26 protein-coding genes are annotated in these 23,449 nt (G+C 42.2%); 24 read left to right on the forward strand and 2 right to left on the reverse strand.

From position 1 onward, the window contains the following. Positions 1–17: 17 nt before the first annotated feature. The 20 genes from HU823_RS10690 to paaX all read left to right on the forward strand — a co-directional run bounded on the left by HU823_RS10690 (position 18) and on the right by paaX (position 18,357). Positions 18–845: a carbohydrate ABC transporter permease gene (locus HU823_RS10690; RefSeq protein ID WP_197222049.1), complete on the forward strand. Its 828-nt coding sequence runs from the start codon at positions 18–20 to the stop codon at positions 843–845. A 187-nt stretch (positions 846–1,032) separates the two neighbouring features. Further along, entirely contained in the window at positions 1,033–1,695 is a 663-nt protein-coding gene (locus tag HU823_RS10695) for a type 1 glutamine amidotransferase domain-containing protein (RefSeq protein WP_197222050.1), read from the forward strand. A 93-nt stretch (positions 1,696–1,788) separates the two neighbouring features. Continuing rightward, positions 1,789–2,769 carry a zinc-binding dehydrogenase gene (locus HU823_RS10700; protein WP_197222051.1) on the forward strand — a complete coding sequence of 327 codons (981 nt, stop codon included), beginning with the start codon at positions 1,789–1,791 and terminating at the stop codon, positions 2,767–2,769. A gap of 12 nt (positions 2,770–2,781) precedes the next feature. After that, on the forward strand, positions 2,782–3,072 hold the full coding sequence (locus tag HU823_RS10705; RefSeq protein ID WP_144702823.1) for a putative quinol monooxygenase: 291 nt from the start codon (positions 2,782–2,784) through the stop codon (positions 3,070–3,072). Between the two features lie 77 nt (positions 3,073–3,149). Continuing rightward, positions 3,150–4,025 carry a LysR family transcriptional regulator gene (locus HU823_RS10710; protein ID WP_144702820.1) on the forward strand — a complete coding sequence of 292 codons (876 nt, stop codon included), beginning with the start codon at positions 3,150–3,152 and terminating at the stop codon, positions 4,023–4,025. A 56-nt stretch (positions 4,026–4,081) separates the two neighbouring features. Then, positions 4,082–4,816 (forward strand): MBL fold metallo-hydrolase, encoded by a 735-nt coding sequence (locus tag HU823_RS10715; RefSeq protein ID WP_197222052.1) that lies wholly within the window; start codon positions 4,082–4,084, stop codon positions 4,814–4,816. A gap of 27 nt (positions 4,817–4,843) precedes the next feature. After that, complete coding sequence (locus HU823_RS10720; RefSeq protein ID WP_137790510.1) at positions 4,844–5,833, forward strand: lipoate--protein ligase; 990 nt, start codon at positions 4,844–4,846, stop codon at positions 5,831–5,833. 450 nt (positions 5,834–6,283) lie between these two features. Next, positions 6,284–7,612 carry a phenylacetate--CoA ligase family protein gene (locus tag HU823_RS10725; RefSeq protein ID WP_197222053.1) on the forward strand — a complete coding sequence of 443 codons (1,329 nt, stop codon included), beginning with the start codon at positions 6,284–6,286 and terminating at the stop codon, positions 7,610–7,612. Positions 7,613–7,682: 70 nt separating this feature from the next. Beyond that, the gene (gene paaA, locus HU823_RS10730) at positions 7,683–8,648 is read left to right on the forward strand and encodes a 1,2-phenylacetyl-CoA epoxidase subunit PaaA (protein ID WP_197222054.1); all 966 of its coding nucleotides are present in this window, start codon (positions 7,683–7,685) and stop codon (positions 8,646–8,648) included. A 23-nt stretch (positions 8,649–8,671) separates the two neighbouring features. After that, positions 8,672–9,019 (forward strand): 1,2-phenylacetyl-CoA epoxidase subunit PaaB, encoded by a 348-nt coding sequence (gene paaB, locus HU823_RS10735; protein WP_066391438.1) that lies wholly within the window; start codon positions 8,672–8,674, stop codon positions 9,017–9,019. Continuing rightward, positions 9,016–9,822 carry a 1,2-phenylacetyl-CoA epoxidase subunit PaaC gene (gene paaC / locus HU823_RS10740; RefSeq protein ID WP_144702808.1) on the forward strand — a complete coding sequence of 269 codons (807 nt, stop codon included), beginning with the start codon at positions 9,016–9,018 and terminating at the stop codon, positions 9,820–9,822. The genes paaB and paaC overlap by 4 nt, the downstream gene beginning before the upstream one ends. Positions 9,823–9,848: 26 nt before the next feature. After that, a complete protein-coding gene (paaD, locus tag HU823_RS10745) occupies positions 9,849–10,349 on the forward strand; it encodes a 1,2-phenylacetyl-CoA epoxidase subunit PaaD (RefSeq protein ID WP_370630062.1) in 501 nt (166 codons plus the stop codon). Positions 10,350–10,386: 37 nt separating this feature from the next. Continuing rightward, a complete protein-coding gene (locus tag HU823_RS10750; protein WP_137790505.1) occupies positions 10,387–10,692 on the forward strand; it encodes an EthD family reductase in 306 nt (101 codons plus the stop codon). Beyond that, positions 10,685–11,461, forward strand: a complete 777-nt coding sequence (locus HU823_RS10755; RefSeq protein WP_197222055.1) for an enoyl-CoA hydratase/isomerase family protein — start codon at positions 10,685–10,687, stop codon at positions 11,459–11,461. Before HU823_RS10750 ends, HU823_RS10755 begins: the two co-directional genes overlap by 8 nt. A gap of 13 nt (positions 11,462–11,474) precedes the next feature. Beyond that, on the forward strand, positions 11,475–12,248 hold the full coding sequence (locus HU823_RS10760; protein WP_197222056.1) for an enoyl-CoA hydratase-related protein: 774 nt from the start codon (positions 11,475–11,477) through the stop codon (positions 12,246–12,248). Between the two features lie 27 nt (positions 12,249–12,275). Next, positions 12,276–13,781 (forward strand): aldehyde dehydrogenase family protein, encoded by a 1,506-nt coding sequence (locus HU823_RS10765; RefSeq protein ID WP_144702799.1) that lies wholly within the window; start codon positions 12,276–12,278, stop codon positions 13,779–13,781. Positions 13,782–14,403: 622 nt separating this feature from the next. Beyond that, positions 14,404–15,276 (forward strand): 3-hydroxyacyl-CoA dehydrogenase, encoded by an 873-nt coding sequence (locus HU823_RS10770; protein ID WP_066391452.1) that lies wholly within the window; start codon positions 14,404–14,406, stop codon positions 15,274–15,276. Continuing rightward, positions 15,276–16,481: a thiolase family protein gene (locus tag HU823_RS10775; RefSeq protein WP_197222057.1), complete on the forward strand. Its 1,206-nt coding sequence runs from the start codon at positions 15,276–15,278 to the stop codon at positions 16,479–16,481. Before HU823_RS10770 ends, HU823_RS10775 begins: the two co-directional genes overlap by 1 nt. Before the next feature lie 14 nt (positions 16,482–16,495). Beyond that, complete coding sequence (locus HU823_RS10780) at positions 16,496–17,272, forward strand: enoyl-CoA hydratase-related protein (protein WP_144702794.1); 777 nt, start codon at positions 16,496–16,498, stop codon at positions 17,270–17,272. 191 nt (positions 17,273–17,463) lie between these two features. Beyond that, complete coding sequence (gene paaX / locus HU823_RS10785; RefSeq protein WP_144702791.1) at positions 17,464–18,357, forward strand: phenylacetic acid degradation operon negative regulatory protein PaaX; 894 nt, start codon at positions 17,464–17,466, stop codon at positions 18,355–18,357. Between the two features lie 65 nt (positions 18,358–18,422). On the opposite strand, the gene HU823_RS10790 is transcribed toward paaX, so the two are convergent. Then, complete coding sequence (locus tag HU823_RS10790) at positions 18,423–18,938, reverse strand: gamma carbonic anhydrase family protein (protein WP_144702787.1); 516 nt, start codon at positions 18,936–18,938, stop codon at positions 18,423–18,425. Positions 18,939–19,003: 65 nt separating this feature from the next. Here HU823_RS10790 and HU823_RS10795 point away from each other — a divergent pair, with 65 nt between their 5' ends. The 4 genes from HU823_RS10795 to HU823_RS10810 all read left to right on the forward strand — a co-directional run bounded on the left by HU823_RS10795 (position 19,004) and on the right by HU823_RS10810 (position 22,723). After that, positions 19,004–19,954, forward strand: coding sequence for an NAD(P)H-dependent flavin oxidoreductase (locus HU823_RS10795; RefSeq protein WP_144703755.1), 951 nt, complete (start codon positions 19,004–19,006; stop codon positions 19,952–19,954). A 36-nt stretch (positions 19,955–19,990) separates the two neighbouring features. Next, positions 19,991–21,325 (forward strand): sodium-dependent transporter, encoded by a 1,335-nt coding sequence (locus HU823_RS10800; protein ID WP_197222058.1) that lies wholly within the window; start codon positions 19,991–19,993, stop codon positions 21,323–21,325. A 102-nt stretch (positions 21,326–21,427) separates the two neighbouring features. Next, the gene (locus HU823_RS10805) at positions 21,428–22,147 is read left to right on the forward strand and encodes an SDR family oxidoreductase (protein ID WP_197222059.1); all 720 of its coding nucleotides are present in this window, start codon (positions 21,428–21,430) and stop codon (positions 22,145–22,147) included. 156 nt (positions 22,148–22,303) lie between these two features. Continuing rightward, a complete protein-coding gene (locus HU823_RS10810; RefSeq protein WP_197222060.1) occupies positions 22,304–22,723 on the forward strand; it encodes an AhpC/TSA family protein in 420 nt (139 codons plus the stop codon). Positions 22,724–22,895: 172 nt separating this feature from the next. Here the strand turns inward: HU823_RS10810 and HU823_RS10815 are convergent, their stop codons facing one another. Next, complete coding sequence (locus HU823_RS10815) at positions 22,896–23,306, reverse strand: HIT family protein (RefSeq protein ID WP_197222061.1); 411 nt, start codon at positions 23,304–23,306, stop codon at positions 22,896–22,898. Positions 23,307–23,449 lie beyond the last annotated feature (143 nt).

The following is a 23,449-nucleotide window of genomic DNA, read 5'->3' on the forward strand; positions in this document are numbered from 1 at the left end:
AAAGGAGTGAATAGGAAATGAACAAAAAAGCAGGCTCAATGTTTTACGTATTCTTAACATTGTTTGTCTTCCTTGTCATGTTTCCGTTTTTATGGGTACTGGCAAGTTCAATCAAACCGGTTGCTGAGCTGTTTGGTGATCGTGCGTTCATACCGTTTACAAATAACATGACAGGTGAGAACTATGAATCTGTATTTGTTAACTATCCATTTTTAAAATATTTATGGAACAGCTTAGTCGTGTCGACGATTACTACTGTGTACGCAGTCCTTGTAGCCAGCTTTGCGGCTTATGCGATCGCACGATTAAACTTTAAAGGAAAAACAGTTATCCTTGGATTAGTGTTATCGGTATCCATGTTTCCGCAGATCGCAACGATCTCACCTATCTACATTGTTTTGAAAAATCTTGGATTAACGAACAGTTATCTTGGTTTGATCATTCCGTACACAACATTTACGTTGCCATTATCGATTTGGCTTCTTGTCACGTTCTTCCGAAAGATCCCGTTTGATCTTGAAGAAGCAGCAAAAATGGACGGGGCATCACCTATGCAAACGTATTGGCGTGTGATCTTGCCGCTTGCGATACCAGGAATTTTCACAACAGCGATTCTGGTATTCATATCAGCATGGAACGAGTTTCTGTTCGCGTTAACAATCAATACAGATGATGAGTTCAAAACGGTTCCGGTCGGAATCGCAATGTTTGAAGGACAGTTCACGATTCCTTGGGGAGAGGTTACAGCCGCGACTGTTATCGTAACGGTGCCGCTTGTAATCATGGTACTGCTTTTCCAACGCCGAATCGTGTCTGGGTTAACTTCAGGTGCGGTAAAAGAGTAGCTTGGTATGTAAACCCTCGCAAAAAAGCGGGGGTTTTTCTCATGTCATCTTTTCAAGATGTTCATTCTTTATTAATAAATATATTTATAGATAGGGTTATATTTTCTAATTTGTATTATGGGTTTTGGAAGTCTACAATAGGTATTGTTAGAGTAATAACTTACTTTTTGTTAGGAGGAATTAGACGATGTCTAAACATATATTAATGGTCGTAACTACGGCTGATAACATGAACAACGAACATTCAACAGGATTATGGCTTTCTGAATTTGGTGAAGCCTATGTGGAGTTCGCCAAAGCGGGTCATACTATTACTGTTGCAAGTCCTAAAGGTGGAAAAGCTCCTGTAGATGACCGCAGCTTAGAGGGTGAAGTGCCTCAAGAGATACTAGACACAGCCAAATATCTTGAAAACACATTAAAATTAGAAGAAATCAAAGACCTTGATGGTTTTGATGCCGTCTTCTTGCCAGGCGGACATGGAACCATGTTTGACCTTCCAGAAAACACAAAACTGCAAGAAATCATCCGCGACCTTTATGAGCAAAATAAAGTAGTAGCAGCGGTATGTCATGGTCCAGCAGGTCTAGTAGGTGTGAAACTTTCTGACGGTACTCCGTTGGTATCTGGAAAAAAAGTGACTGCTTTTACAGATGCTGAAGAAGTAGCAACAACGCTTGATCAATATATGCCGTTCTTGTTAGAAACACGCATGCGTGAACTAGGTGCACAATTTGTCGCTGCTGAAAATTGGTCAGATCATGTCCAAAGAGATGGACAACTCATTACGGGTCAAAATCCACAATCTACAGTTTCTGTGGCTAAAGAAGTTCTAAAACAGTTAGCATAATTATAGGTGAACCTGCAGACCTTTATAATAAAAGGTTTGCAGGCTTTATTTTTTGTGAACATTGAAAAGGAATATGGGAGAGGAGAATTTCGGATGAAAGCATTACTTTTGAAAGATCTCAATCAATGGAAAGAAATGAAGGTAGAAGAAATAGACATGCCAACTGCAGGAAATGGAGAGGTAGTAGTAAAAATTCATGCGGCTGGCCTAAATCCTGTCGATTATAAAACGGCAACTGGAGGAAATCCGAACTGGACGTATCCTCACATTTTAGGGCTTGATGCGGCAGGTACCATACATGAAGTTGGAGAAGGTGTAACGGATTGGAAGATCGGTGATCGTGTTGTGTATCACGGAGATTTTAACAAAAAAGGGGCATACGCTGAATATGGAGTAACAACAGCACATACCATCTCACGTATTCCAGATTCTCTATCATTTGAAGAAGCAGCTGCTCTTCCAACAGCAGGCTATACAGCTTATCAGGCTCTGTTTAGAAAATTGCCTATGTCTTCAATCGATACGATTTTGATCCATGCAGGTGCGGGTGGTGTAGGTGGGTTTGCGGTTCAGCTTGCAAAACATGCAGGGAAAACGGTGATCTCTACTGCTTCATCTCACAACCATGAGTACGTTCGTTCTTTAGGAGCAGATCTTGTGATCGACTATAAGGAAGACGACGTTAAGGAAAAAGTGATGGCTTTTACAAACGGTAGAGGTGTTGATGCAGTTCTAGATACAGTCTCTAGAGACAATGCAACTGCATCACTCGACTTAATCGCATACAACGGTCACATTGCACATATTGCTGGCGCTCCTGATTATACAAAGGTAAAACCATTTACACGTGTAATCTCTTTTCATGAGGTAGCATTAAACGCCATTCATCATAACCATGACGAGGTGGCTGAGCGCGACTTAGCAAAAATGGGTGACGAGCTGTTGGCGCTTGTAGCAGATAAGAAAGTTTCTTCTTTACTAGAACAAGTGATTTCACTAGAAGAAGTACCTGAAACTCTTGAAAAGCTTTCAGAGAGACATGTTAAAGGCAAGATTGTTTGTAAGATTGTTTAAGGAGATGATTTTTTGGCTATTACCATTAACGCAATACTCAAAGCAAAACCAGGTAAAGCGGAAAGTTTGCGCGAAGAATTGATTAAGGTTGTACAAGCATCAAGGAAAGAAGAAGGATGTATCAGCTATACACTTCACGAATCTACTGAGAACCCTGAGACTTTTGTGTTTTATGAAAACTGGCGTGATGAAGATGCTCTCAACAGGCATATCGAATCCGACCATTATAAAAATTATCGAAAAAACATAGAAACACTTGTTCAGGAAAGAGAAGTATACCGCTTAAACATCATTGATCTATAGGATAAAATTCTGCATCGTGCCTCATCCGGATCGGTGCAGTTTTTTATGTTGATTCTTTAGAAGGGGGGGCGATTTTTATGATTGATTTTGAATGGTACAGAAGTTTCATCAGCATCTACAAACACCGTTCTGTTTCTGCTGCTGCAAAAGCTAGAATCTTAACACAGCCTGCTATGAGCCAGCATCTAGCAGCTTTAGAAGCAGAAATAGGAGAGCCTCTATTTATTCGTGCTCCCCGTAAAATGGTACCAACGGATAAAGGCAAAGAACTGTATACAAAAATTGTTCCGCTCATTGAGAACTTGGAAAATACGACACTTCAAATGCTTCATAGTTCATCTGGCAATGGACGTGCACCTGTTATCCGAATCGGTTCGCCTGTAGAATATTTTACGATACGAACTCTTCCTAAAATCCGAGATTTAGATATTCGTTTTTTATCTCAGTTTGGAGTGGCGGGTACGTTACTAGAAAAGTTAGAGAAGGATGAAGTGGATCTTATTCTGACGACTCAAAAAATGCAACAGCAAGGAATTGAATTTCAAAAACTTGAAGATGAAGTATTTGTTGCTGTGGGACCACCAACCTATGAAACGAGTGCAGAAAGTACTGCTGAAATAGAGGCGTGGCTGAACAAAAAGAACTGGCTGAGCTATGGATTAGAACTTCCTATCATAAGAAGGTATTGGCGTGATCATTTCAAAAAGCGACCAGACTTTCAACCTTGCCACGTGATACCTGATCTAAGATCGATCTTAGAGGGCATCGAAAATGGGTTAGGAATGAGCATACTTCCCACTTATCTTTTTGAAAAATCATTACTAGAAAAACGTGTGAAGGTATTATTTCCTGAACTAACCACAGAAAACACAATCTATGCCGCATATAAAGTAGAACATAAAAACAACCCCGTTTTAGTAAAAGTACTAGATGCTCTTAAACGCAAAAACTAGTGTAAAGAGTCGGGCATTGTGTAAACTAGTAAATAAAAAGGCGGAGGGCTAGAGTTATGAAACTAACGGTCATCGGATATTGGGGTGGTTATCCAGGAGTGGGAGAAGCCACATCGGGATATCTTCTTCAGAGTGGGGGATTCAATCTGCTCATCGATTGTGGAAGCGGCGTTCTCTCACAACTTCAAAAGTATATAAAGCCAGAAAAATTAGATGCGGTCGTTTTATCGCATTATCACGCAGATCATGTAGCTGATGTAGGTGTTCTTCAATACAGTCGTCTCATCCAGTCGTTTTTACAAAAAGGAATACAGCCACTTCCGATCTATGGCCACGATAAGGATCAAGATGGTTTTCGCTCTCTCACGCACGGGACTACCACAAAGGGAATTCCTTATCATCCAGATGAAGTGTTGAAGGTCGGCCCTTTTACGATTACGTTTCAACTGACAAAGCATGCTGCGGTTTGCTATGCGATGCGCATTACAGACGGAAAACATACCATCGTATATACGGCAGATACTGCGCTCATTCCTGAACTCGTTCCGTTCAGCCGATATGCGGACTTGTTAATCGCAGAATGCAACTTTTACAAAGGAATGGATGGAAGCGGCCCAGGCCACATGACATCAGAGGATTGCGGCAAGCTAGCACATGAGTCCGAAGCTCGTGAACTGCTTCTTTCTCACCTTCCTCATTTTGGTCAGTTATCACAGCTTGTCACAGAGGCAAAAGAGGTGTATAACAATAAAGTGGAGCTTGCCTCTTCCGGCTGGACGTGGGGAGCTTAAAGATAGGGACTGAAAGAGGAGAGAAATATGCTTTTTATTGATAATGAAAATATTACAGACCCAAGAGTGAATCTAGCAATAGAAGAGTTCGCTTTAAAACATTTAGACATCAATGAAACGTATTTGCTTTTTTATATAAATGAACCATCGATCATCATCGGTAAGAACCAGAATACCGTTGAAGAGATCAACGCGGACTATGTTCGAGATGAAGGGATTCACGTGGTTCGTCGTTTATCTGGTGGCGGTGCGGTGTATCATGACCTCGGAAACTTAAACTTCAGTTTCATCACGAAAGATGACGGTAATTCGTTTCATGATTTCAAGAAGTTTACCGATCCTGTTGTAAAAGCACTGAAAAAACTCGGTGTGAACGCTGAATTAAGCGGACGAAACGATATTTTGGCTGACGGTAAGAAAATTTCCGGAAACGCACAGTTTTCTACAAAAGGCCGTATGTTTAGCCACGGAACTTTGCTATTTGATTCTGAGATCGAAAATGTAGTTTCTGCTCTAAATGTACGTATGGACAAGATCGAGTCAAAAGGAATCAAATCCATCCGCAGCCGAGTAACCAATATCCGTGAGCACTTGGATGAAGATATGACGATGGAAGAGTTCAAACAGACCCTTCTTGCGTATTTATTCGAAGAGTTGGATTCTGTGCCAAAATACGAATTGACCGAAAAGGACTGGGAAGAGATCCGCAAAATCTCAAGAGAGCGTTATGCCAACTGGGATTGGAACTACGGAAAATCTCCGAAGTTCAATGTGGAACTTTCGAACCGATTTGCAGCAGGTTCTGTTGATATCCGTCTGCACATCGTTAAAGGAATCATTCAAGAAAGTAAGATCTTTGGTGATTTCTTTGGTGTAGGTGACGTATCAGATATTGAAAACAAGCTGAACGGTGTACGTTATGACCGCGAGGCGATCGAGGAAGTGCTTAAGGATCTAGATTTAAGCCACTATTTCGGAAATGTAACGCGTCAGGAGTTTCTTGATCTATTATATTAGGAAGAAAACCGCCTTTTCATGGGCGGTTTTTGTTTGTTTATATCGTTTATAAGTCTTCATTTTCATTTATAAGTCTTCAAAAAAATTTATAAGTCTTCAAATTTTTTTATAAGTCCTCAAAGACAATTTATAAGTCTTCAACAACTCATCCAAAAGTTGCGTGTCTAAACGACTGTTTCAGCACTCAAAATCAGTCCAGCTTCAAAGACCAGCCCCTCGAGGTCACTTTACACTTTTCTTGTGACACAATGAGCGTGTCTTCAGAAAAGTATAAAGTGCTGGTCGTGTCTAAACGACTGTTTCAGCACTCAAAATCATTTGACAGAAAATTATTATAAATGATAAGCTGAAACCAAATACATCACACAATAATTAGATAACGGTACAAAAACGTCATATTTTTTTAATCTCAATTGTAATCGCTTACATATTATAAAGGGAGATGAAAGAATGATCCTCCATCCACAAGTGGAATGTATGAGTCGTGATGAAAAAGAAGAGCTTCAGCTTCATCGGTTAAAGCAGACGGTACACAACGTATATGAGAATGTCTCTTTTTACAAAAATGCTTTTGACGAAAAAGGAATTCATCCCTCTTCAATTGATACATTAGAAGATCTTCAAAAACTTCCTTTTACCGTAAAAAAAGATCTTCGCGATCATTATCCTTTTGGTCTTTTTGCTGTTCCGAACGATCACCTTGTCCGACTGCATGCCTCTTCTGGAACGAGCGGTAAACCGACAGTGGTTGGCTATACAGAAGGTGACATTGATAGGTGGAGCAACATGGTAGCGCGTTCTATTGCCATTGCAGGTGGAGAACCTGGTCATGTCCTTCATAATGCATATGGCTATGGTCTATTTACAGGTGGACTCGGACTCCATATCGGATCTGAGCGGCTGGGGATGATTACAGTTCCTGTTTCAGGCGGAAATACAGAACGGCAAATCCTTTTGATCGAAGACTTTAAACCTCAGGTGATATGCGGAACACCTTCTTATATTTTAACCATTGCTGAAAAGATGGAGGAGCTAGGAAAAGATCCGAAAGCGACTTCGATAGAATATGGAATATTTGGAGCAGAGCCGTGGTCTGAAGAGATGCGTGCGACGCTTGAAGAGAAGCTTGGTATCAAAGCGATGGATATCTATGGATTGAGCGAAGTGATGGGGCCAGGGGTTGCGATGGAATGCCACGAGGCACAGGATGGCCTTCATATTATGGATGATCATTTTTTAGCTGAGATCATTAATCCTGACACCCTCGAACCAATGCCTGATGGTCAGTATGGAGAGCTTGTGTTTACAAGTTTAACGAAGGAAGCTTTTCCGATCATCCGATATCGTACAGGAGATATTGCTTCCATTAATCGAGTACCTTGCAGCTGTGGAAGGACTTCCATACGAATGAGCCGTGTGAAGGGCCGGATCGATGACATGATTATCGTACGTGGAGTTAATGTGTTTCCTTCTGAAATTGAGAATTGTCTTCTTTCGATAGAGGATATTGTACCTCACTACCAAGTTCATATTTTAACAGAAGGATTAAAAGAACATATCGAACTTCATGTTGAGATGACAGAACAACTTTATGCTGTAACAAACGGAGACGAAGATCATGAGGCGACGCACCTGTTAAAGAAGACGATCACAAAAAAAATTAAAGACACATGCCTCGTATCCATGAATATTAAAGTGTATCCACCAAAAGGTATTCCACGTTCTGAAGGTAAGGCGATTCGAGTCGTCAGGAAAACACAGAAAAAAATGGGCGTATAATTACTTTTAAATCGTATGACGATAATTTATAATTACGGTAAATAAACGTAATATAATAGGAGGGAACAACATGACAGTTGGTATGAGTTTTAATCAGCTTAGTGAAGAAGAGAAGATGACTCATTTTCTTGATCGGATCAACGCCGGTGAAAAGATCGAACCGGATGACTGGATGCCGGAAGATTATCGCTTGCAGCTGATTCGTTTGATTTCGATGCATGGCATTTCTGAAATTATGGGAGCGCTTCCAGAGAAAGAGTGGGTACCTAAAGCGCCTTCTCTTCACCGCAAACTTGCGATCATGGCTAAGGTTCAGGATGAGATGGGACATGGACAGCTCTTGCTTCGTGTGGCAGAAGATTTGATGGCCCCTCTTGGCAAGAACCGCCACGACATCATGGAAGATCTTTTTTCAGGTAAATTAAAATTTCATAACGTGTTTCATATGGATGCTCCAACTTGGGGTGATGCGGGAATTATCGCTTGGCTTGTGGACGGGGCGGCAATCATCTCTCAGAGCATGATGCTTGATTCTTCTTATGGGCCATACGCCAGGGCGTTAAAGCGTATCTGTGCGGAGGAAGTTTTCCACGCGCAACATGGTGAGAGCATCATTTTAGCGATGGCAGAAGGAACGCCGGAACAGCGTGAAATGCTGCAGGATTCGTTAAACCGCTGGTGGGAATCACTGATCATGTTCTTCGGACCAAAGTCAGCAAAAGAAACCGGAAATTCAAACGCTGATAAGAACATCATGTATAAGATCCGTACAAAAACAAACGAGGACCTTAGACAAGAGTTCTTCACAAAATATATTCCGCGTATTTGGTCGCTTGGGCTAACGATTCCAGATGATACGATCCGTTTTGATGAAGACAGCCAGATGTGGATCTATAAGGACGCTGACTGGAGCAAGTTCAAACAGATTGTTTCAGGTAACGGACCACAATCACAGAATCGTTTAGATCTTCGTCGCCGCTCATACAAAAATAACGAGTGGGTACGCGCGGCACTCGCTGCTAAAAAGGCGAACTAACAGCGGAAAGGAGAGAAACAAAGGTGAACGAATCAACAAATGAGTTTTACAACGTGTATGAAGTATTCAGCAAAAAAACAGATAAATCTCCGTTTCAGCATAGCTTCAGCCTTTTAGCACCAAACGCAGATATGGCGCTCATCATGGCAAAAGAGAACTTTTTCAGAAGAGAAACGGTCGCCGACATCTGGGTTGTGAAAAGAGAGAACATCAGGGGACTTAACCAAGACGAAAGAGAGATGCTAAAACGTCTCGATAAACAATATAGAGAAACAAAAGGGTACGGCTATCTAAAGAAGAAGTGGCGCGACTATAATCAGGAGCAGTTTACCGAACAGCACATCCTTGGCGGAAGGGGAGACAATTCATGACACAAGAAACGTTAAAACCAAAAGAAAAGAAAGCATTGATCGAGCTTCTCTATCAGCTTGCAGACGATGATTTTCTTCTTGCGTTTCGCGGATCGGAGTGGCTTGGTCTAGCACCGCATATTGAAGAGGATGTTGCATTCTCATCCATCTCACAAGACATGATGGGGCATGCGAATTTGTACTATAACCTACTCGAAAATCTTGAAGAAGGAGAAGCAGACAGGATTGCTCACCTGCGATCACCTGATCTGTTTCGAAATGCCATCATCTTAGAAGAAGTGAACGGACCTGGAACGTACTTAAAAGAACCAGATTACGACTGGGCGTTCACTGTCGTACGCAACTACTTTTACGCTGTACACAAACATATACGTCTAGATTCATTGCGCCACTCTTCCTATGAACCTTTGGCAGAAGCAGCACGTAAAATCATGACAGAACAGTATTACCATCTGATGCATTGGGAGATTTGGTTCAAGCAGCTTATGACCAGTACAGATGAAGCGACCCTTCGAATGACAGCAGCCATCCAAAAGGTTTGGAAAGACTTTGGCGGCGTTCTTACGCTCGGACCGTATTATGAAGATATCGTAAAGGCGAACTTCATCGATGATGAGAACGTAATGAAGAAGAGATGGAACAACAAGATTGAGGCTGTCTTAAAAGAAGTAGGTGCATCTTATCCTGGGGAACCTCGCATGGAAAGAGGCAATGGTCGAAACGGAGTACACACGGAAGACTTGAAGCAAGCAACTGCAACACTTTCTGAAGTTTATGCAACAAATCCTGCAACTGGCTGGTAAGACGATTTAGAAAGGAGATGAACCCCGTGTCCGAATTAAAAAGCAGCATGACTGATAGTGTGATGGACGCGCTTGGGGATGTAAAAGATCCTGAAATCGCCTCTGTCAGTATATTGGATCTCGGGATGGTGCACGAAGTTGACGTGACAGATGATAGGGTAAGGATTTCTGTTCTGCCTACGTTCTCTGGCTGTCCAGCTCTTCACATCATCGAACGAGATATTAAAAAAGCGATTGAAAATGTAGAAGGAATTACTTCAGCAGAAGTGAAATTTGTATTTACACCATCGTGGACAACAGACCGGATTACACCAGAGGGACGAGAGAGGTTAAAAGAGTTTGGCATCTCACCTCCACCAGCGAACCATGTGATGGGTGAGCCTTGGGAGATCGATTGTCCGTATTGTGGATCAACATACGTAACGATGGAAAACATCTTTGGACCAACAGCCTGCAGAAGTATCCTATATTGCAAGTCGTGCAAGAACCCGTTTGAAGCGATGAAACCTGTTGCTGATATGGGATAAGAAAAATGATGAGTTTAAAAATAGGGAGGAAACACACATGGTAAAACTAATCGCACTTTACAAAACACCGGAAAACTTGGAGCAGTTCGACGACCACTATTTTGGACATCATACTGAGATCACGAAGAAGATTCCTGGACTTCGCAAAATGGAAGTAACGAAAATCGTAGGCTCGCCGATGGGGAAAAGCGACTATCACATTCTTTGTGAAATGTACTATGACGATCATGATGCTCTTAAAGCAGCGATGAAGTCTGATGAAGGTAAAGCTTCTGGAAAAGACTTGATGAGCTTTGCAGCTGAACTTGTAACGCTCATGATCGGTGAGGAAATCAATGAGTAATTACGAAACAATTCTAACCTCTATTGAAGATGGGATAGCCTCTATTCAATTAAACAGGCCGCGCGTGTTAAACGCGATCAACAGGCCGATGGTTACGGAACTATTAGATGCTTTTGAAAGCTTCGACCGTAATGATGAGGTGAAAGCAATTGTTTTAACAGGCAGTGAGCGTGCATTTGCAGCCGGTGCTGACATTGATGAGATGAAAGAAGATACAGCGGTCTCTCTTGAACTATTAAACCAGTTTAAAGAATGGGATCGTCTCGCAACGATCAAAAAGCCGATCATTGGTGCCGTCAACGGTTACTGCTTTGGTGGAGGTTTTGAACTAGCGTTATGCGCAGACATCCTCTTCGCAGCAGAAAATGCACAGTTCGGATTTCCTGAGATCAAACTTGGTGTGATGCCAGGTGCTGGTGGCACTGTAAAACTTACAAAGCTGATGGGTCAGAAAAAAGCGCTCGAGTGGCTATGGCTCGGTGATCCGATGACAGCTGATGAAGCTCTTCAATACGGAGTGATCAACCGTGTCATCGCACCTGAACTTGTCGTGGACGAGGCAAAAAAGTATGCGAAGATTGTAGCTTCTAGAGCACCTTTATCTACTCGTTTAATAAAAGAGACTGTTTATAAGTCTATTGATTATTCCACACACGAAGGCATGCAGTTCGAACGTAAAAACTTTTATCTATTATTCTCGTCTCAGGATCAAAAAGAAGGCATGAAGGCTTTCGTTGAAAAGCGTCCAGCCGAATTTAAAGGGAAGTAGAGGGGATATGAACATGTTTGAAACGATCAGCTACGAAACAAGAGGAAAAACGGCTTGGATTACTTTAAATCGTCCGGATAAACTCAATGCATTCACATCACTCATGCATAAGGAAATGGTTTCAGCGATTAAAGAAGCAAACAAAGACAGCAATGTAAGAGCTGTTGTTATAACGGGCGCCGGGCGTGCATTCTGTTCAGGTCAAGACTTAACAGGTTCACCAGAGGGCGCTGATTATGGCGATGTTCTGAGAAAAGGATACAATCCGATGGTGCAAGCATTAGTTGCCATGGAGAAGCCTGTAATCGCAGCCGTGAACGGTGTTGCAGCTGGTGCAGGAATGAGTCTCGCTCTAGCTTGTGACTTCCGTATCGCAAGTGAGAAAGCGAGCTTCATAGAAGCGTTCATTCATGTTGGTCTCGTACCTGACTCTGGAAATCTGTACTTCTTGCCTCGATTAGTAGGTCATGCAAAAGCGATGGAGTTAGCTGTGTTAGGTGAGAAGATCACCGCTCAGCAGGCTAAAGAGTTTGGTCTTGTAACAAAAAATGTAAGCGAAGAAGAGTTCATGCTTGAAGTGGAAACGTTCGCTGAGAAACTTGCAAACATGCCAACCAAAGCAATCGGTCTCATCAAACGCTATATGAATAAAAGCTGGGAAAGTGATCTGAACGAAGTGCTGGAATATGAAGCACAAGCGCAAAAAATTGCTGGTGAGTCAGCGGATCATCAAGAAGGTCTGCATGCATTTATAGAAAAGAGAAAACCAGCATTCACAGGAAAATAGACATCTAGATTAAAAGGAGTGGAGAACATGAGCACAAAGACAGAAGTTAAAGCGGTAAAACGTGACGTATATGAAATGGTGATAGGCGGACAAAGTGTTGGTGGATCTGAGGGAGAATACTTTGTTACATATAACCCGGCAACAGGTGAACCGTTAGCGAAAGTTGCAAAAGCAACAAAAGCTGATGTGGATTCTGCTGTAAAGGCTGCAAGAACAGCTTTTGAAACAGGAAAATGGAAGCGCTCTCCTGTAAACAAGCGTTCTCGCACGATGAACAAGATCGCTAGCATCATGCGTTCTCGTTATAACGAACTTGTTGAGCTTGAAATTTTGAACAGTGGAAAATCTTTAAGTGCTGCACAAGGGCAAGTCATGCAAGCGATTGAAGACTTTGAGTTCTACGCAGGTGCGATTGTAAGCCACCGCGGTGCTGTGAACCCTATGCCAGGACCATTCATGAACTACACGCTAAAAGAGCCTCTAGGCGTTTGTGCACAGATTATTCCTTGGAACTACCCGATGATGATGGCAGCGTGGAAGATCGCACCAGCAATCGCAACGGGCTGTTCTGTCATCTTAAAGCCTGCTAGTTTAACGCCTTTAACAGCGATCGTTATGACGGAGATCTGTCATGAAGCGGGTGTTCCTGAAGGTGTTGTAAACATCATTACAGGTGACGGAGCTACGGTTGGTTCATACCTTGCTGAACACGAAGGTGTTGATAAAGTAGCGTTTACTGGTGAGACAGGAACAGGAAAAGACATCATGGCTAAGGCGTCTCAAACGTTAAAACGTGTAACGCTTGAACTTGGTGGAAAATCACCTAACTTAGTTTTTGCCGATACGGATCTTGATGCAGCAGTGGACGGCTCATTATTCGGTATTTTCTACAATACAGGGCAATCCTGTGAAGCACGATCTCGCTTGTACATTGAGGAAAGTATCTATGACGCGTTCATGGAAAAGTTCGTTGAAAAAGCGAAGAAGCTTGTACTAGGTAATCCACTCGATCAAGGTACGCATGTTGGAGCGATTATTTCAGATCGCCAGCTTGAAGTGATCGACGGCTACGTAAAATCTGCTGAAGAAGAAGGAGCAACTATCCTTTTAGGTGGCGGACGTGCAAAAGTCGACGGATATGAAAACGGTCATTGGTATCTTCCGACGATCATTACAGACGTAAATGAAGAAATGAAAGTAGTTAAAGAAGAAATCTTCGGACCTGTTGTTGTTGTCTCTACGTTTAAAGACGAAAAAGAGGCTGTGAAACTTGCAAACAATACTGACTTCGGTCTTGCAGCAGCAATTTGGACGAAGGATCACGCAAAGGCAACACGTGTAGCGGGTATGATCCAAGCTGGAACGATCATGATAAACTCACCGTTCTCTGCATTCCCAGGAACACCGTTCGGAGGCTACAAGCAATCAGGTTTCGGCCGCGAGCTATGCATCGAGACACTTGATCTTTATTCAGAAACAAAGAGTGTCGTGTCCTACACAGGATCACGTCCGTTGAATCCTTTTAATCTGTAAAAACAAAATAACTGTTATTTAAGCTTTGTTGCTTGTGGGAGAGTTGATTTCCGTTTCAGATGCTCGCTTTCCGCGGGGCAGGCGGTGAGCCACATTTGAAGTGTTTCACTCTTAAGTGTCTCACCTGCCGGCCTGTCCCGCAGGAGTCTCGCATCTTCCACTACAATCACCTTTAACAGAAGGTTTTAAAGCTTTTCTGTCAGTAATTTATTTAGTAAAGAACAAAACAAAAGCGAGCCTTAGTGCTCGCTTTTTATACAAGAATTTGCTGCAAAGAGATTTGAATTACTACTTCATTGAATAGTTAATTGGAGCGGAAAGGCGAGACTCCTGCAGGATGAGTGGGACTATTGAAATGCGGAAGCGACTGTACAGCCCTGATAAGCATAAGGAAAATGGGTAGGGAAGGCGCTCTTTGCCTTCGTGTACCATTTAACTTATGACCTCGAGGGGCTAGGAGCTGTAGCTAGACAGGTGAGACCGTTCAATGACGCAAAGCGGCGAATGGGCTCACCGCACACCCTGCGGAAAGCGAGCCTTGCAGCGGAAATTAACCTCCTTCAAAAGCAGTATTGCATACAAAACGTTAAACATTTGTTTAAAAGAAAGGCAGGAGAGACTATTGTTACAAAATGCTGTAGTCATCGGATCTGGTGTGATGGGAAGAGGAATCGCCTACGTGAGCGCAGTCGGCGGTTTTGATGTTCAACTCGTTGATGTAAAAGAAGAACAACTTGAAAATGCAAAAAAAGAGATCGATTCTATTTTTTCAAAAGCAGTATCTCGCGGAAAGTTATCACAAAGTGTGGCTGAAGAAGCGCAAGCGAGACTTTCGTATGCTACAAATCTCTCAGCGGCCGTTAGCGGTGCAGACTTAGTGATTGAAGCTGTTCCAGAAAACATAGAGATCAAGCGTGCTGTTTTTGAAGAACTAGACCGTTCAGCACCTGAACATTGCGTGCTTGCGACAAACACTTCTACGATGAGTCCAACTGAGATAGGATCTTTTACTAAACGTCCTGAAAAAGTAATCGCCATGCATTTCTTTAACCCGGTGCATAGAATGCCACTCGTTGAGATCGTTCGCGGGCATGAAACAAACGATGAAACGGTCGAGCTCGCGAAAGAAGCTGCTGTGAAGATGGGGAAAGAAACCGTAACGGTTAACGAGTTCCCAGGATTCGTTACAAGCCGGATTTCAGCTATGATTGGGAATGAAGCGTTCTATATGCTGCAAGAAGGCGTAGGAACGCCAGAAGACATCGACAAAGCGATTAAACTGGGCTTGAATTTTCCGATGGGACCTTTTGAACTTGGCGATTTAGTAGGATTAGATACACGCTTAAACAACCTGAACTACCTTCATAAAACGTTAGGTGAAAAATATCGTCCGGCACCACTTTTAGTCAAGTATGTTAAGGCGGGTAGACTTGGCCGAAAGTCAGGTAAAGGGGTATACGACTATACCACGGAAGATAACGGGGTGAAAAAGTGATGAGAGAGGTTGTCATCGTTGATGCTGTTCGTACGCCTATAGGAAGATATAAAGGTGGACTAAAAACGGTTCGGCCTGATGATCTTGGTGCAGTGGTGATCAAAGCGCTTGTGGAAAGAAACCCTGAACTTCCTGTCAACGAGATTGAAGAAGTGATATTCGGAAACGCAAACGGAGCGGGAGAAGATAATCGTAATGTGGCAAGAATGTCAGCTTTACTCGCGGGACTTCCTGTAGAGGTAGGCGGAACGACGATCAACCGTTTATGCGGATCTGGTATGGATGCGGTCATCTACGGTGCTAGAGCCATCTTGGCTGGTGAAGGAGATATCTTCATCGCCGGTGGAACGGAGAGTATGACACGTGCACCACTCGTAATGGGGAAGCCTGAAGTCGACTATCCTCGTGGCGATATGAAAATGTTTGATACGACGATCGGATGGCGCTTTATTAATCCGCTTTTGCATGAAAAGTTCGGAACAGATTCTATGCCTGAAACAGCAGAGAACGTAGCGAAGAAATATGGAATTACAAGAGAAGAACAAGATCAATTCGCTTATGATTCTCAGCAGAAAGCAAAAGAAGCTATCGGACAGAACCGTTTTAAAGAAGAAATTGTTCCTGTAAGAGTAGTAGACCGAAAAGGAAACGAAACGTGGGTTACAGAAGATGAACACCCTCGTCCTGAAACGTCGCTCGAAAAGCTTGGTACGCTTAAACCGTTGTTTAAAAACGGAAGCGTCACAGCGGGAAATGCGTCTGGAGTCAACGATGGAGCTTCTGCATTACTTTTGATGAGCCGTGAAAAAGCAGATCAGTTAGGATTAAAACCTTTGGCTCGATATGTATCATCCGGTGTGGCAGGTCTTGAGCCCGCTATAATGGGTGTAGGTCCGATCGAAGCTTCCAAAAAAGCACTGAAGCGGGCAGGTCTCTCTATAGCTGATTTAGATTTGGTGGAGTTGAATGAAGCTTTTGCCTCACAATCACTTGCTTGTATGAGAGAACTTGGACTAGATTCTGGCAAAGTTAACGTAAACGGCGGTGCGATTGCGTTCGGCCATCCGCTAGGAGCAAGTGGCGCGCGTATTTTAACAACGCTTATTCATGAAATGAAAAAGCAAGGATCGCGCTACGGTCTAGCAACAATGTGTATCGGTGTTGGTCAAGGTATTGCTTCCGTAGTTGAAGCGATCAATGAATAGGAGGGTCATCTAACATGAGTGCTATTTTATACGAAGTAAAAGATTATGTTGCATATGTAACCTTAAACCGTCCAGAAGTTTTGAACTGCTTTAACTTTTCAACATTAAAAGAGCTTGAAGAAGTCGTAGAAGACATTCATCACAATAATGATGTTCGCGTTGTGATTTTTACAGGTGCAGGGGAAAAAGCATTCAGTGCAGGAGCTGATCTAAAAGAACGCCGTACACTGAGTGATTCAGAAGTAAGAAGAAATGTACGTAAGATTCGCGATGTGTTCTCTGCTGTTGAAGCGTTGCCGCAGCCTACGATCTGTGCGATCAATGGCCATGCTTTTGGAGGAGGCTTCGAGTTAGCTCTTGCTTGTGATCTGCGGGTTTCTGTGAGAGAAGCGTCGATGGGTCTGACAGAACTTAGTTGGGCGATCATTCCTGGTGCGGGAGGAACTCAGCGTCTTCCTAGACTGATCGGTCAAGCGAAAGCGATGGAACTGATTTTAACAGCGAAAAAGATGATGGCGGAAGAAGCTTTTTCATACGGTATCTTAAACCAAGTAACATCGAGAGAAGAATTGATGGCTGTTTGTGAAAACTATGCTGGTCTTATTATGAAGAATGGACCAGTTGCCGTTCAGCAAGCAAAGTATGCGATCAAGCATGGAACGGAAGTGGATCTTCAGACAGGACTTGCGATTGAGGCGAAAGCGTATGAAGTGACAATTCCCACAAAAGATCGAATGGAAGCACTCGTTGCTTTTGGAGAAAAAAGACCGCCTGTATTTAAGGGAGAGTAACTTGTTTCTGTCTCCATAATTCCACTATCATAGAGTATAACTTTTTTGTACCGATGATTTTCGACGAGGTTACAGATTTAAGTCGTTAATATAAGTGCAATGAAGTTCTGACGTGAAAGACTTGATGTTAGTCCAGTTTTCTTTATGGTAGGATTGTACAGACAATAACAGGTACAAATGAGGGTATGAACATGCAGAATAGTTTAAACACACGCTCCATGATATTCACATTATACGGAGACTATATCCGGCATTATGGCAGTGAGATATGGATCGGCAGCTTGATTCGATTGTTAGAAGAGTTTGGTCACAACGAACAGGCCGTAAGAGCAGCGATTTCCAGAATGAATAAGCAAGGCTGGATCGCAGCTAGAAAACAAGGCAATAAAAGTTATTATTTTTTAACTGAGCGTGGAAAAAAGCGGATGGATGAAGCAGCAAAGAGAATTTTTAACGCGCAACAGGAACCGTGGAACGGCGAATGGATGATGTTCACCTATACGATTCCTGAAGAGAAAAGAAGCATTCGTGATGAGCTTCGAAAGGAACTGGTCTGGAGCGGATTTGGTCTGCTTGCTAACAGTTTCTGGATCTCACCGCACGCATACTCTGAGCAGATTCAATCTATGATTGATAAATATGAGATCAAAGACTATGTTCATTCGTTTACAGCCGTTTACAATGGGCCGAATGAGAATGAAAAGCTAGTTTCTGAGTGTTGGGATCTGAATGACATTAACGAAAAATACAACGAGTTCATCGTAACGTATTCTCAAAAGTATGTGATCGATAAGAATAAGATTGAAAAAGGTGAGATGACAGACGGAGAGTGCTTTGTAGAGCGTACAAAGCTTGTTCACGAATATCGTAAGTTCCTGTTTATCGATCCAGGTCTTCCGAAGGAGCTTCTTCATGCAGACTGGCTAGGTGATCACGCAGCTTCGCTCTTTAGTGATTATTACCGAGCATTAGCAGGACCTGCAAGTCGTTTCTTTGAAAGCATCTATTCGGATGGAAACGATCTAAAGAAAGATTCAGAGTTTGATGCTCTTAATCATCCTCTTATTCAGGAGAACCGGTCATAAAAGAATTAGGCTAGATACAACTAAAAAAGCACTTTCGCAAGCTATTGTACGAAAGTGCTTTTCTACTATTCTTTTAATTCATCACGGAACTGTTTCCCTTTTTCATAATACGTGTCGATCGTAAGCTGAATGAGCTTTAGATCATCGTCGTTCAGTTCGCGTATGATTTTACCCGGTGAACCCATGACCATGACACGCGGCGGTATTTTTTTGCCGGGAGGAATTAGTGTATTCGCACCGATGAATGCTTGTTCACCAATTTCTACACCATCAAGAATGGTAGAACCCATACCAACGAGTGCGCCTTTTTTAATCGTACATCCGTGCAGGATGACGTTGTGTCCGATCGACACTTCATCTTCTAGAATGAGAGGATACCCCTCATAGAGGTGTAGCGTGCAATTGTCTTGAACGTTAGTCTTTTTGCCGATGGAGATCGGTCCTTCATCACCTCGAAGAACGGAGTTAAACCAGACGCTTGCTCCTTCTTCTATTGTAACGTCGCCAATCAAGTGAACCCCAGGCGCAATAAAAGCGCTTTCATGAACATCTGGTGTTTTTCCATTAAACGTGTATTTCATTATGAGCCTCCCTCGTACAGGTTATAGGTTCAGTATAACAAAGGTTAGAATGGGAAGTGGAGAAATTGAATTCCATCTGTGAATTGTTAAACATTCAGTATCCGATCCTTCAAGGAGGAATGGGAAATGTTAGTAATGCAGAACTAGCTTCTGCTATATCAAATGCAGGTGGGTTAGGCACAATCGGTGCTGGTACGATGTCACCTGAAGAGGTAGAAAATTTGATAATTGCAACAAAGGGGATGACAGACAGGCCATTTGCTGTTAATGTACCTTTAACCGTTGCATCAAATGTAAAAGAAATTCTTAGACTTCTGATCAAACATAAAGTGGAAGTTGTTTCCTTATCTGCAGGTAATCCAGCGCCTTACATACCGAAACTAAAGGAACACGGCTTAAAGGTTATCTGTGTTGTGGCTTCTGTCTATCATGCTAAAAAAGCCGAGGCAGCAGGGGCAGATCTGCTAGTAGCTGAAGGCTATGAAGCTGCGGGACTTAATTCACCGTATGAGACAACGACAATGGTTCTGTTGCCGCAGGTATCCAAAAGCGTACAGATCCCGGTCATCGCTGCTGGAGGTATTGCTGATGGGAGCGGTATGGCAGCTGCCTTTGCTCTTGGTGCCCAAGGTGTTCAGATGGGAACTCGATTCATTGCAACAAAGGAAGCACCTTTTCATGAGAGATACAAGACTTCCTTAGTAGAGGCAGATGATACCAAAACGTTAATCGTTGGCCGCTCAACTGGAAAGATCAGAAGAATTTATGATACACCTTATGCTCAAAAGTTAATTCAACTTGAAAAAAATGGCGTCTCACCTGAAGAGTTTATTACACACACCTCAGAGGATCATCATATTTTAGGAGCTGTAAAAGGGGACTTGGAGAACGGTTTTATTAATAGCGGTCAGATCGCGGGTGCGATTTCAGATGTGCCGAGCGTAAAAGATCTGCTAGAGACCATGATGAAAGAAGCAAGAGAAGCAGTAAGTATGTTAAACAATCGTTTCATCTAATTCAGTAGTAATAGTAACAGGAGGGTGTATGTAATTATGAATCAGCAAGACCAGTGGACGTCAAAGTTAGCTTTTATTCTAGCTGCAGCAGGATCAGCAATTGGACTCGGTGCAATTTGGAAATTCCCTTATGTTGCCGGTACTAGCGGCGGGGGAGCTTTTTTCCTTCTCTTTTTATTGTTTACGTTTCTAATCGGTTTTCCGCTATTAATGGCTGAGTTTGTTATCGGTCGAGGTGCACAAAAAGAGGCAGTTTCCGCTTATCGAAAGATCGCGCCAGGTACTGCATGGCATTGGTTAGGCAGAATGGGTGTAGCGACAGCATTTATCTTATTATCATTTTACAGTGTAATCGGTGGATGGATCGTACTCTACCTTGGTAAAAGTTTTTCCGGGGACTTCTTTAATCATGACTTTAGTCAAATGTTTGGCCAATCGATCTCTAGTACATGGCCCGTTTTGATCTCTCAGTTCATCTTTATGATGATCACGATTTTCGTTGTAAGTCGCGGGATTAAGAACGGTATCGAAAAAGCAAACCAAATTATGATGCCAGCTCTTTTTGTTTTGTTTGCTGTATTAATTATTCGCTCATTAACACTTGATAATGCGATGGAAGGCGTAAAGTTCTTCTTGTTTCCTGATTTTTCCAAGATCGGTGGAGACGATATCCTATTTGCATTAGGTCAGTCTTTCTTCTCATTAAGTGTAGGTATCTCTGTAATGGTAACGTACAGCTCTTACTTGAGTAAAAAAGAAAGTCTTACAAAATCAGCGACAACGATCGTATTACTGAACGTATTGATTTCCTTATTAGCAGGGTTAGCGATCTTCCCAGGTGTATTTTCTTTAGGTCTAGAGCCAACAGAAGGACCTGGCTTGCTTTTCGTTGTACTTCCTGCCGTATTTGATCAGATTGTTTTTGGACAGTTATTCTTTATCGTGTTCTTGGCGCTGTTCTTATTTGCGACCCTTACATCAGCTTTCTCGATGTTAGAGATCATCGTTGCATCAATCACAAAGGGTGAACTAGAGAACCGCGCAAAATGGTCATGGATCATTGGAATCCTTATCTTTGCATTCGGAGTACCATCTACTTTGTCTTATGGCGTATGGTCAGATTTCACGCTGTTTGACAAGATTATCTTTGATCAACTCGACTACTTAGTTAGTAACATCTTACTTCCTTTAGGTGCGTTATTCATCGCGTTATTCGTAGGCTATCGTTATCCTAGAGAGATGCTACTTCAAGAGTTTAGAGCAGGTTCCTCTGTTTCGGTAAAAGGCTTTGCGCTATGGCTCATGCTGATCCGTTATGTCGTTCCTGTTGTCATCATCATCGTATTCGTTAACATGCTTGGACTTTTTTAAAAGAAAATTAGAAAGAAAGGCGCAGACCATAATTGGTTTTAGCGCCTTTTTTGTGTTAATAATAGAATTTGTGAAACATAGAAGTGAAGGGAAGTTTTATACATGCTAAAAAACAAAACAGCAGTAGTAACTGGAGCAACTCGCGGGTGTGGGAAAGCTATAGCAGAAAAGCTAGGAACATTAGGAGCAAAATTAGCGATCGTTGGTTCGTCTGATGGTATCTTCAAAACCGGAGAAGAGTTAAAAGCTAAAGGTTTCGATGTTCTTGCCGTAAAAGCCGATGTGACAAATGAAGCGGACGTAGCTGAACTATTTAAACAAACGTTTGAAGCGTTTGGAAACATTGATATTCTAGTAAATAATGCGGGTGTCGGTCAGTTTAAATTGGCAGAAGAACATTCATTAGCAGACTTTCAAAAAATGTTTGAAGTTAACGTACAAGGTGTATTCTTATGTAGTACAGCGGTTGTTCCACATATGAAAGAGCGAAAAGAGGGAACGATTATCACGATCTCATCAGATGTGGGTCGCAGAACGATTGCGAACGGCTCTGTCTATACAGCTACAAAGTATGCGGTTCAAGGATTTTCGGGGTCTCTTGCACAAGAACTCAGAGAATTTGGTGTTCGTGTAGGTACTGTGAATCCAGGAGCGATCGATACGTACTTTGCTGATTCTGAACAAGGTCTTGATTTTAAAGAAGATTGGCTAAAAGTAGATGATATCGCAGAAGCTGTAGCGTACATGGCAAGCGCACCAAAACACATGGTGGTTGATGAGATCATGCTTCACCCTCTTTCTCAGGAATACCCGAACGTATAATATGAGGAGGCGATCTGGATGAAACTAGATCAGGAAGTGCTATCCATTGAAGGTTCAAAATCTGTAAAGCTAGATGAGTTGTTCGGTGAAGATAAAACATTCGTTGTGTTAGTCAGACACCTTGGCTGACCATACTATCAAGAGTTCCTTGCGCAGTTGCGTGAGTCATTTGAGAAGTTTGAACGTTCAGACGTTAAAGTTGCTGTCGTATCACCAGCAAATCGTGAACAGATTCAAGAATTTATGAATGTACATGGACCATTTCCGTTTGAAATCTATGGTGATCCGAAGCTTGAGCTATACGAGGAAATGGGAAACCACCACATGACGACTGTTAAAAGCATGCTGTCTGTAGGTGCGGATCTCTTAAAAGGTGAAGTTAAGATAAGCGACATTGTGCCTAAAGATAAGAAGGAAAGAAAGCATTTTTTAAGCGCAGTGAAAAATCAAGATGTGAACATTCAAGGAAGTTCATGGCTGTTTGATCGGAATGGAGAGGTTTTGTGGAAGCACATGGATGAAACTCCTGAAGATCATGCGAAAGTTGACGAAGTATTGAAGCAGTTGCGGAAATGATAAGGATAAAGCTGATACAGCATGTGCTGTATCAGCTTTTTTATGCGGTAGGGAGCTTCCGCTAAACTTAATTATATAAAAAACAGCGCCGATCACATAAAAAAGGTGATCAATCACATAAAAATGATTATGAATCACATAAAAATAATCGTCCATCACATAAAAAAGGAATTTATAAAGTCTTACTTTGCCTGCCTGGCCTGCGGTTTTCCTCAGACTTGATCCACGAACGAATGCCTCTTCCTGCGAACGGCTCGTCATCAAATCGAGGGATGATATGAAAATGAGCGTGTGGAATGCTCTGACCAGCCACTCGATTTACGTTCCATCCCGTGCTGTATCCATCAGGTGCAAACTCTGAGTCTAGCAAACTTTTTGCTTGCTGCATCAACTCATATGTATCACTCCACTCTTTTTCACTTAAATCAAATACAGTCTGTTTATGAGCTTTTGGAATAATCAATCCCGCACCTTGTAAAATATCCTGAGCTCTCGGACTCTGCAAAAAGTAGCAACTTTCATTCTCTAATACTATTTTTTGTTCAGGAAAACTCATGGGATCACAAAATATACATTCATCCATTTAATAAATACACCTCCAGAACCATTTTTGCATATTTTTCATATTTCTTACAAATCAAACAATTCTGGGGATTCATTGACCGGATATCACACAAAATGTTATGATTACGTTAAGAAAACGTTATATAAATTTGATGAAAGATA

The sequence above is a fragment of the Fictibacillus sp. 18YEL24 genome (assembly GCF_015903855.1).
GTDB lineage: Bacteria > Bacillota > Bacilli > Bacillales > Fictibacillaceae > Fictibacillus > Fictibacillus phosphorivorans_C.

Excerpts from the sequence above, each read along its gene's own strand:
- HU823_RS10690 (WP_197222049.1), top strand. The coding sequence starts at position 18 with ATGAACAAAAAAGCAGGCTCAATGTTTTACGTATTCTTAACATTGTTT.
- HU823_RS10695 (WP_197222050.1), top strand. The coding sequence starts at position 1,033 with ATGTCTAAACATATATTAATGGTCGTAACTACGGCTGATAACATGAAC.
- HU823_RS10700 (WP_197222051.1), top strand. The coding sequence starts at position 1,789 with ATGAAAGCATTACTTTTGAAAGATCTCAATCAATGGAAAGAAATGAAG.
- HU823_RS10710 (WP_144702820.1), top strand. The coding sequence starts at position 3,150 with ATGATTGATTTTGAATGGTACAGAAGTTTCATCAGCATCTACAAACAC.
- HU823_RS10715 (WP_197222052.1), top strand. The coding sequence starts at position 4,082 with ATGAAACTAACGGTCATCGGATATTGGGGTGGTTATCCAGGAGTGGGA.
- HU823_RS10720 (WP_137790510.1), top strand. The coding sequence starts at position 4,844 with ATGCTTTTTATTGATAATGAAAATATTACAGACCCAAGAGTGAATCTA.
- HU823_RS10725 (WP_197222053.1), top strand. The coding sequence starts at position 6,284 with ATGATCCTCCATCCACAAGTGGAATGTATGAGTCGTGATGAAAAAGAA.
- paaA (WP_197222054.1), top strand. The coding sequence starts at position 7,683 with ATGACAGTTGGTATGAGTTTTAATCAGCTTAGTGAAGAAGAGAAGATG.
- paaC (WP_144702808.1), top strand. The coding sequence starts at position 9,016 with ATGACACAAGAAACGTTAAAACCAAAAGAAAAGAAAGCATTGATCGAG.
- HU823_RS10750 (WP_137790505.1), top strand. The coding sequence starts at position 10,387 with ATGGTAAAACTAATCGCACTTTACAAAACACCGGAAAACTTGGAGCAG.
- HU823_RS10755 (WP_197222055.1), top strand. The coding sequence starts at position 10,685 with ATGAGTAATTACGAAACAATTCTAACCTCTATTGAAGATGGGATAGCC.
- HU823_RS10760 (WP_197222056.1), top strand. The coding sequence starts at position 11,475 with ATGTTTGAAACGATCAGCTACGAAACAAGAGGAAAAACGGCTTGGATT.
- HU823_RS10765 (WP_144702799.1), top strand. The coding sequence starts at position 12,276 with ATGAGCACAAAGACAGAAGTTAAAGCGGTAAAACGTGACGTATATGAA.
- HU823_RS10775 (WP_197222057.1), top strand. The coding sequence starts at position 15,276 with ATGAGAGAGGTTGTCATCGTTGATGCTGTTCGTACGCCTATAGGAAGA.
- HU823_RS10780 (WP_144702794.1), top strand. The coding sequence starts at position 16,496 with ATGAGTGCTATTTTATACGAAGTAAAAGATTATGTTGCATATGTAACC.
- paaX (WP_144702791.1), top strand. The coding sequence starts at position 17,464 with ATGCAGAATAGTTTAAACACACGCTCCATGATATTCACATTATACGGA.
- HU823_RS10790 (WP_144702787.1), bottom strand. The coding sequence starts at position 18,938 with ATGAAATACACGTTTAATGGAAAAACACCAGATGTTCATGAAAGCGCT.
- HU823_RS10800 (WP_197222058.1), top strand. The coding sequence starts at position 19,991 with ATGAATCAGCAAGACCAGTGGACGTCAAAGTTAGCTTTTATTCTAGCT.
- HU823_RS10805 (WP_197222059.1), top strand. The coding sequence starts at position 21,428 with ATGCTAAAAAACAAAACAGCAGTAGTAACTGGAGCAACTCGCGGGTGT.
- HU823_RS10815 (WP_197222061.1), bottom strand. The coding sequence starts at position 23,306 with ATGGATGAATGTATATTTTGTGATCCCATGAGTTTTCCTGAACAAAAA.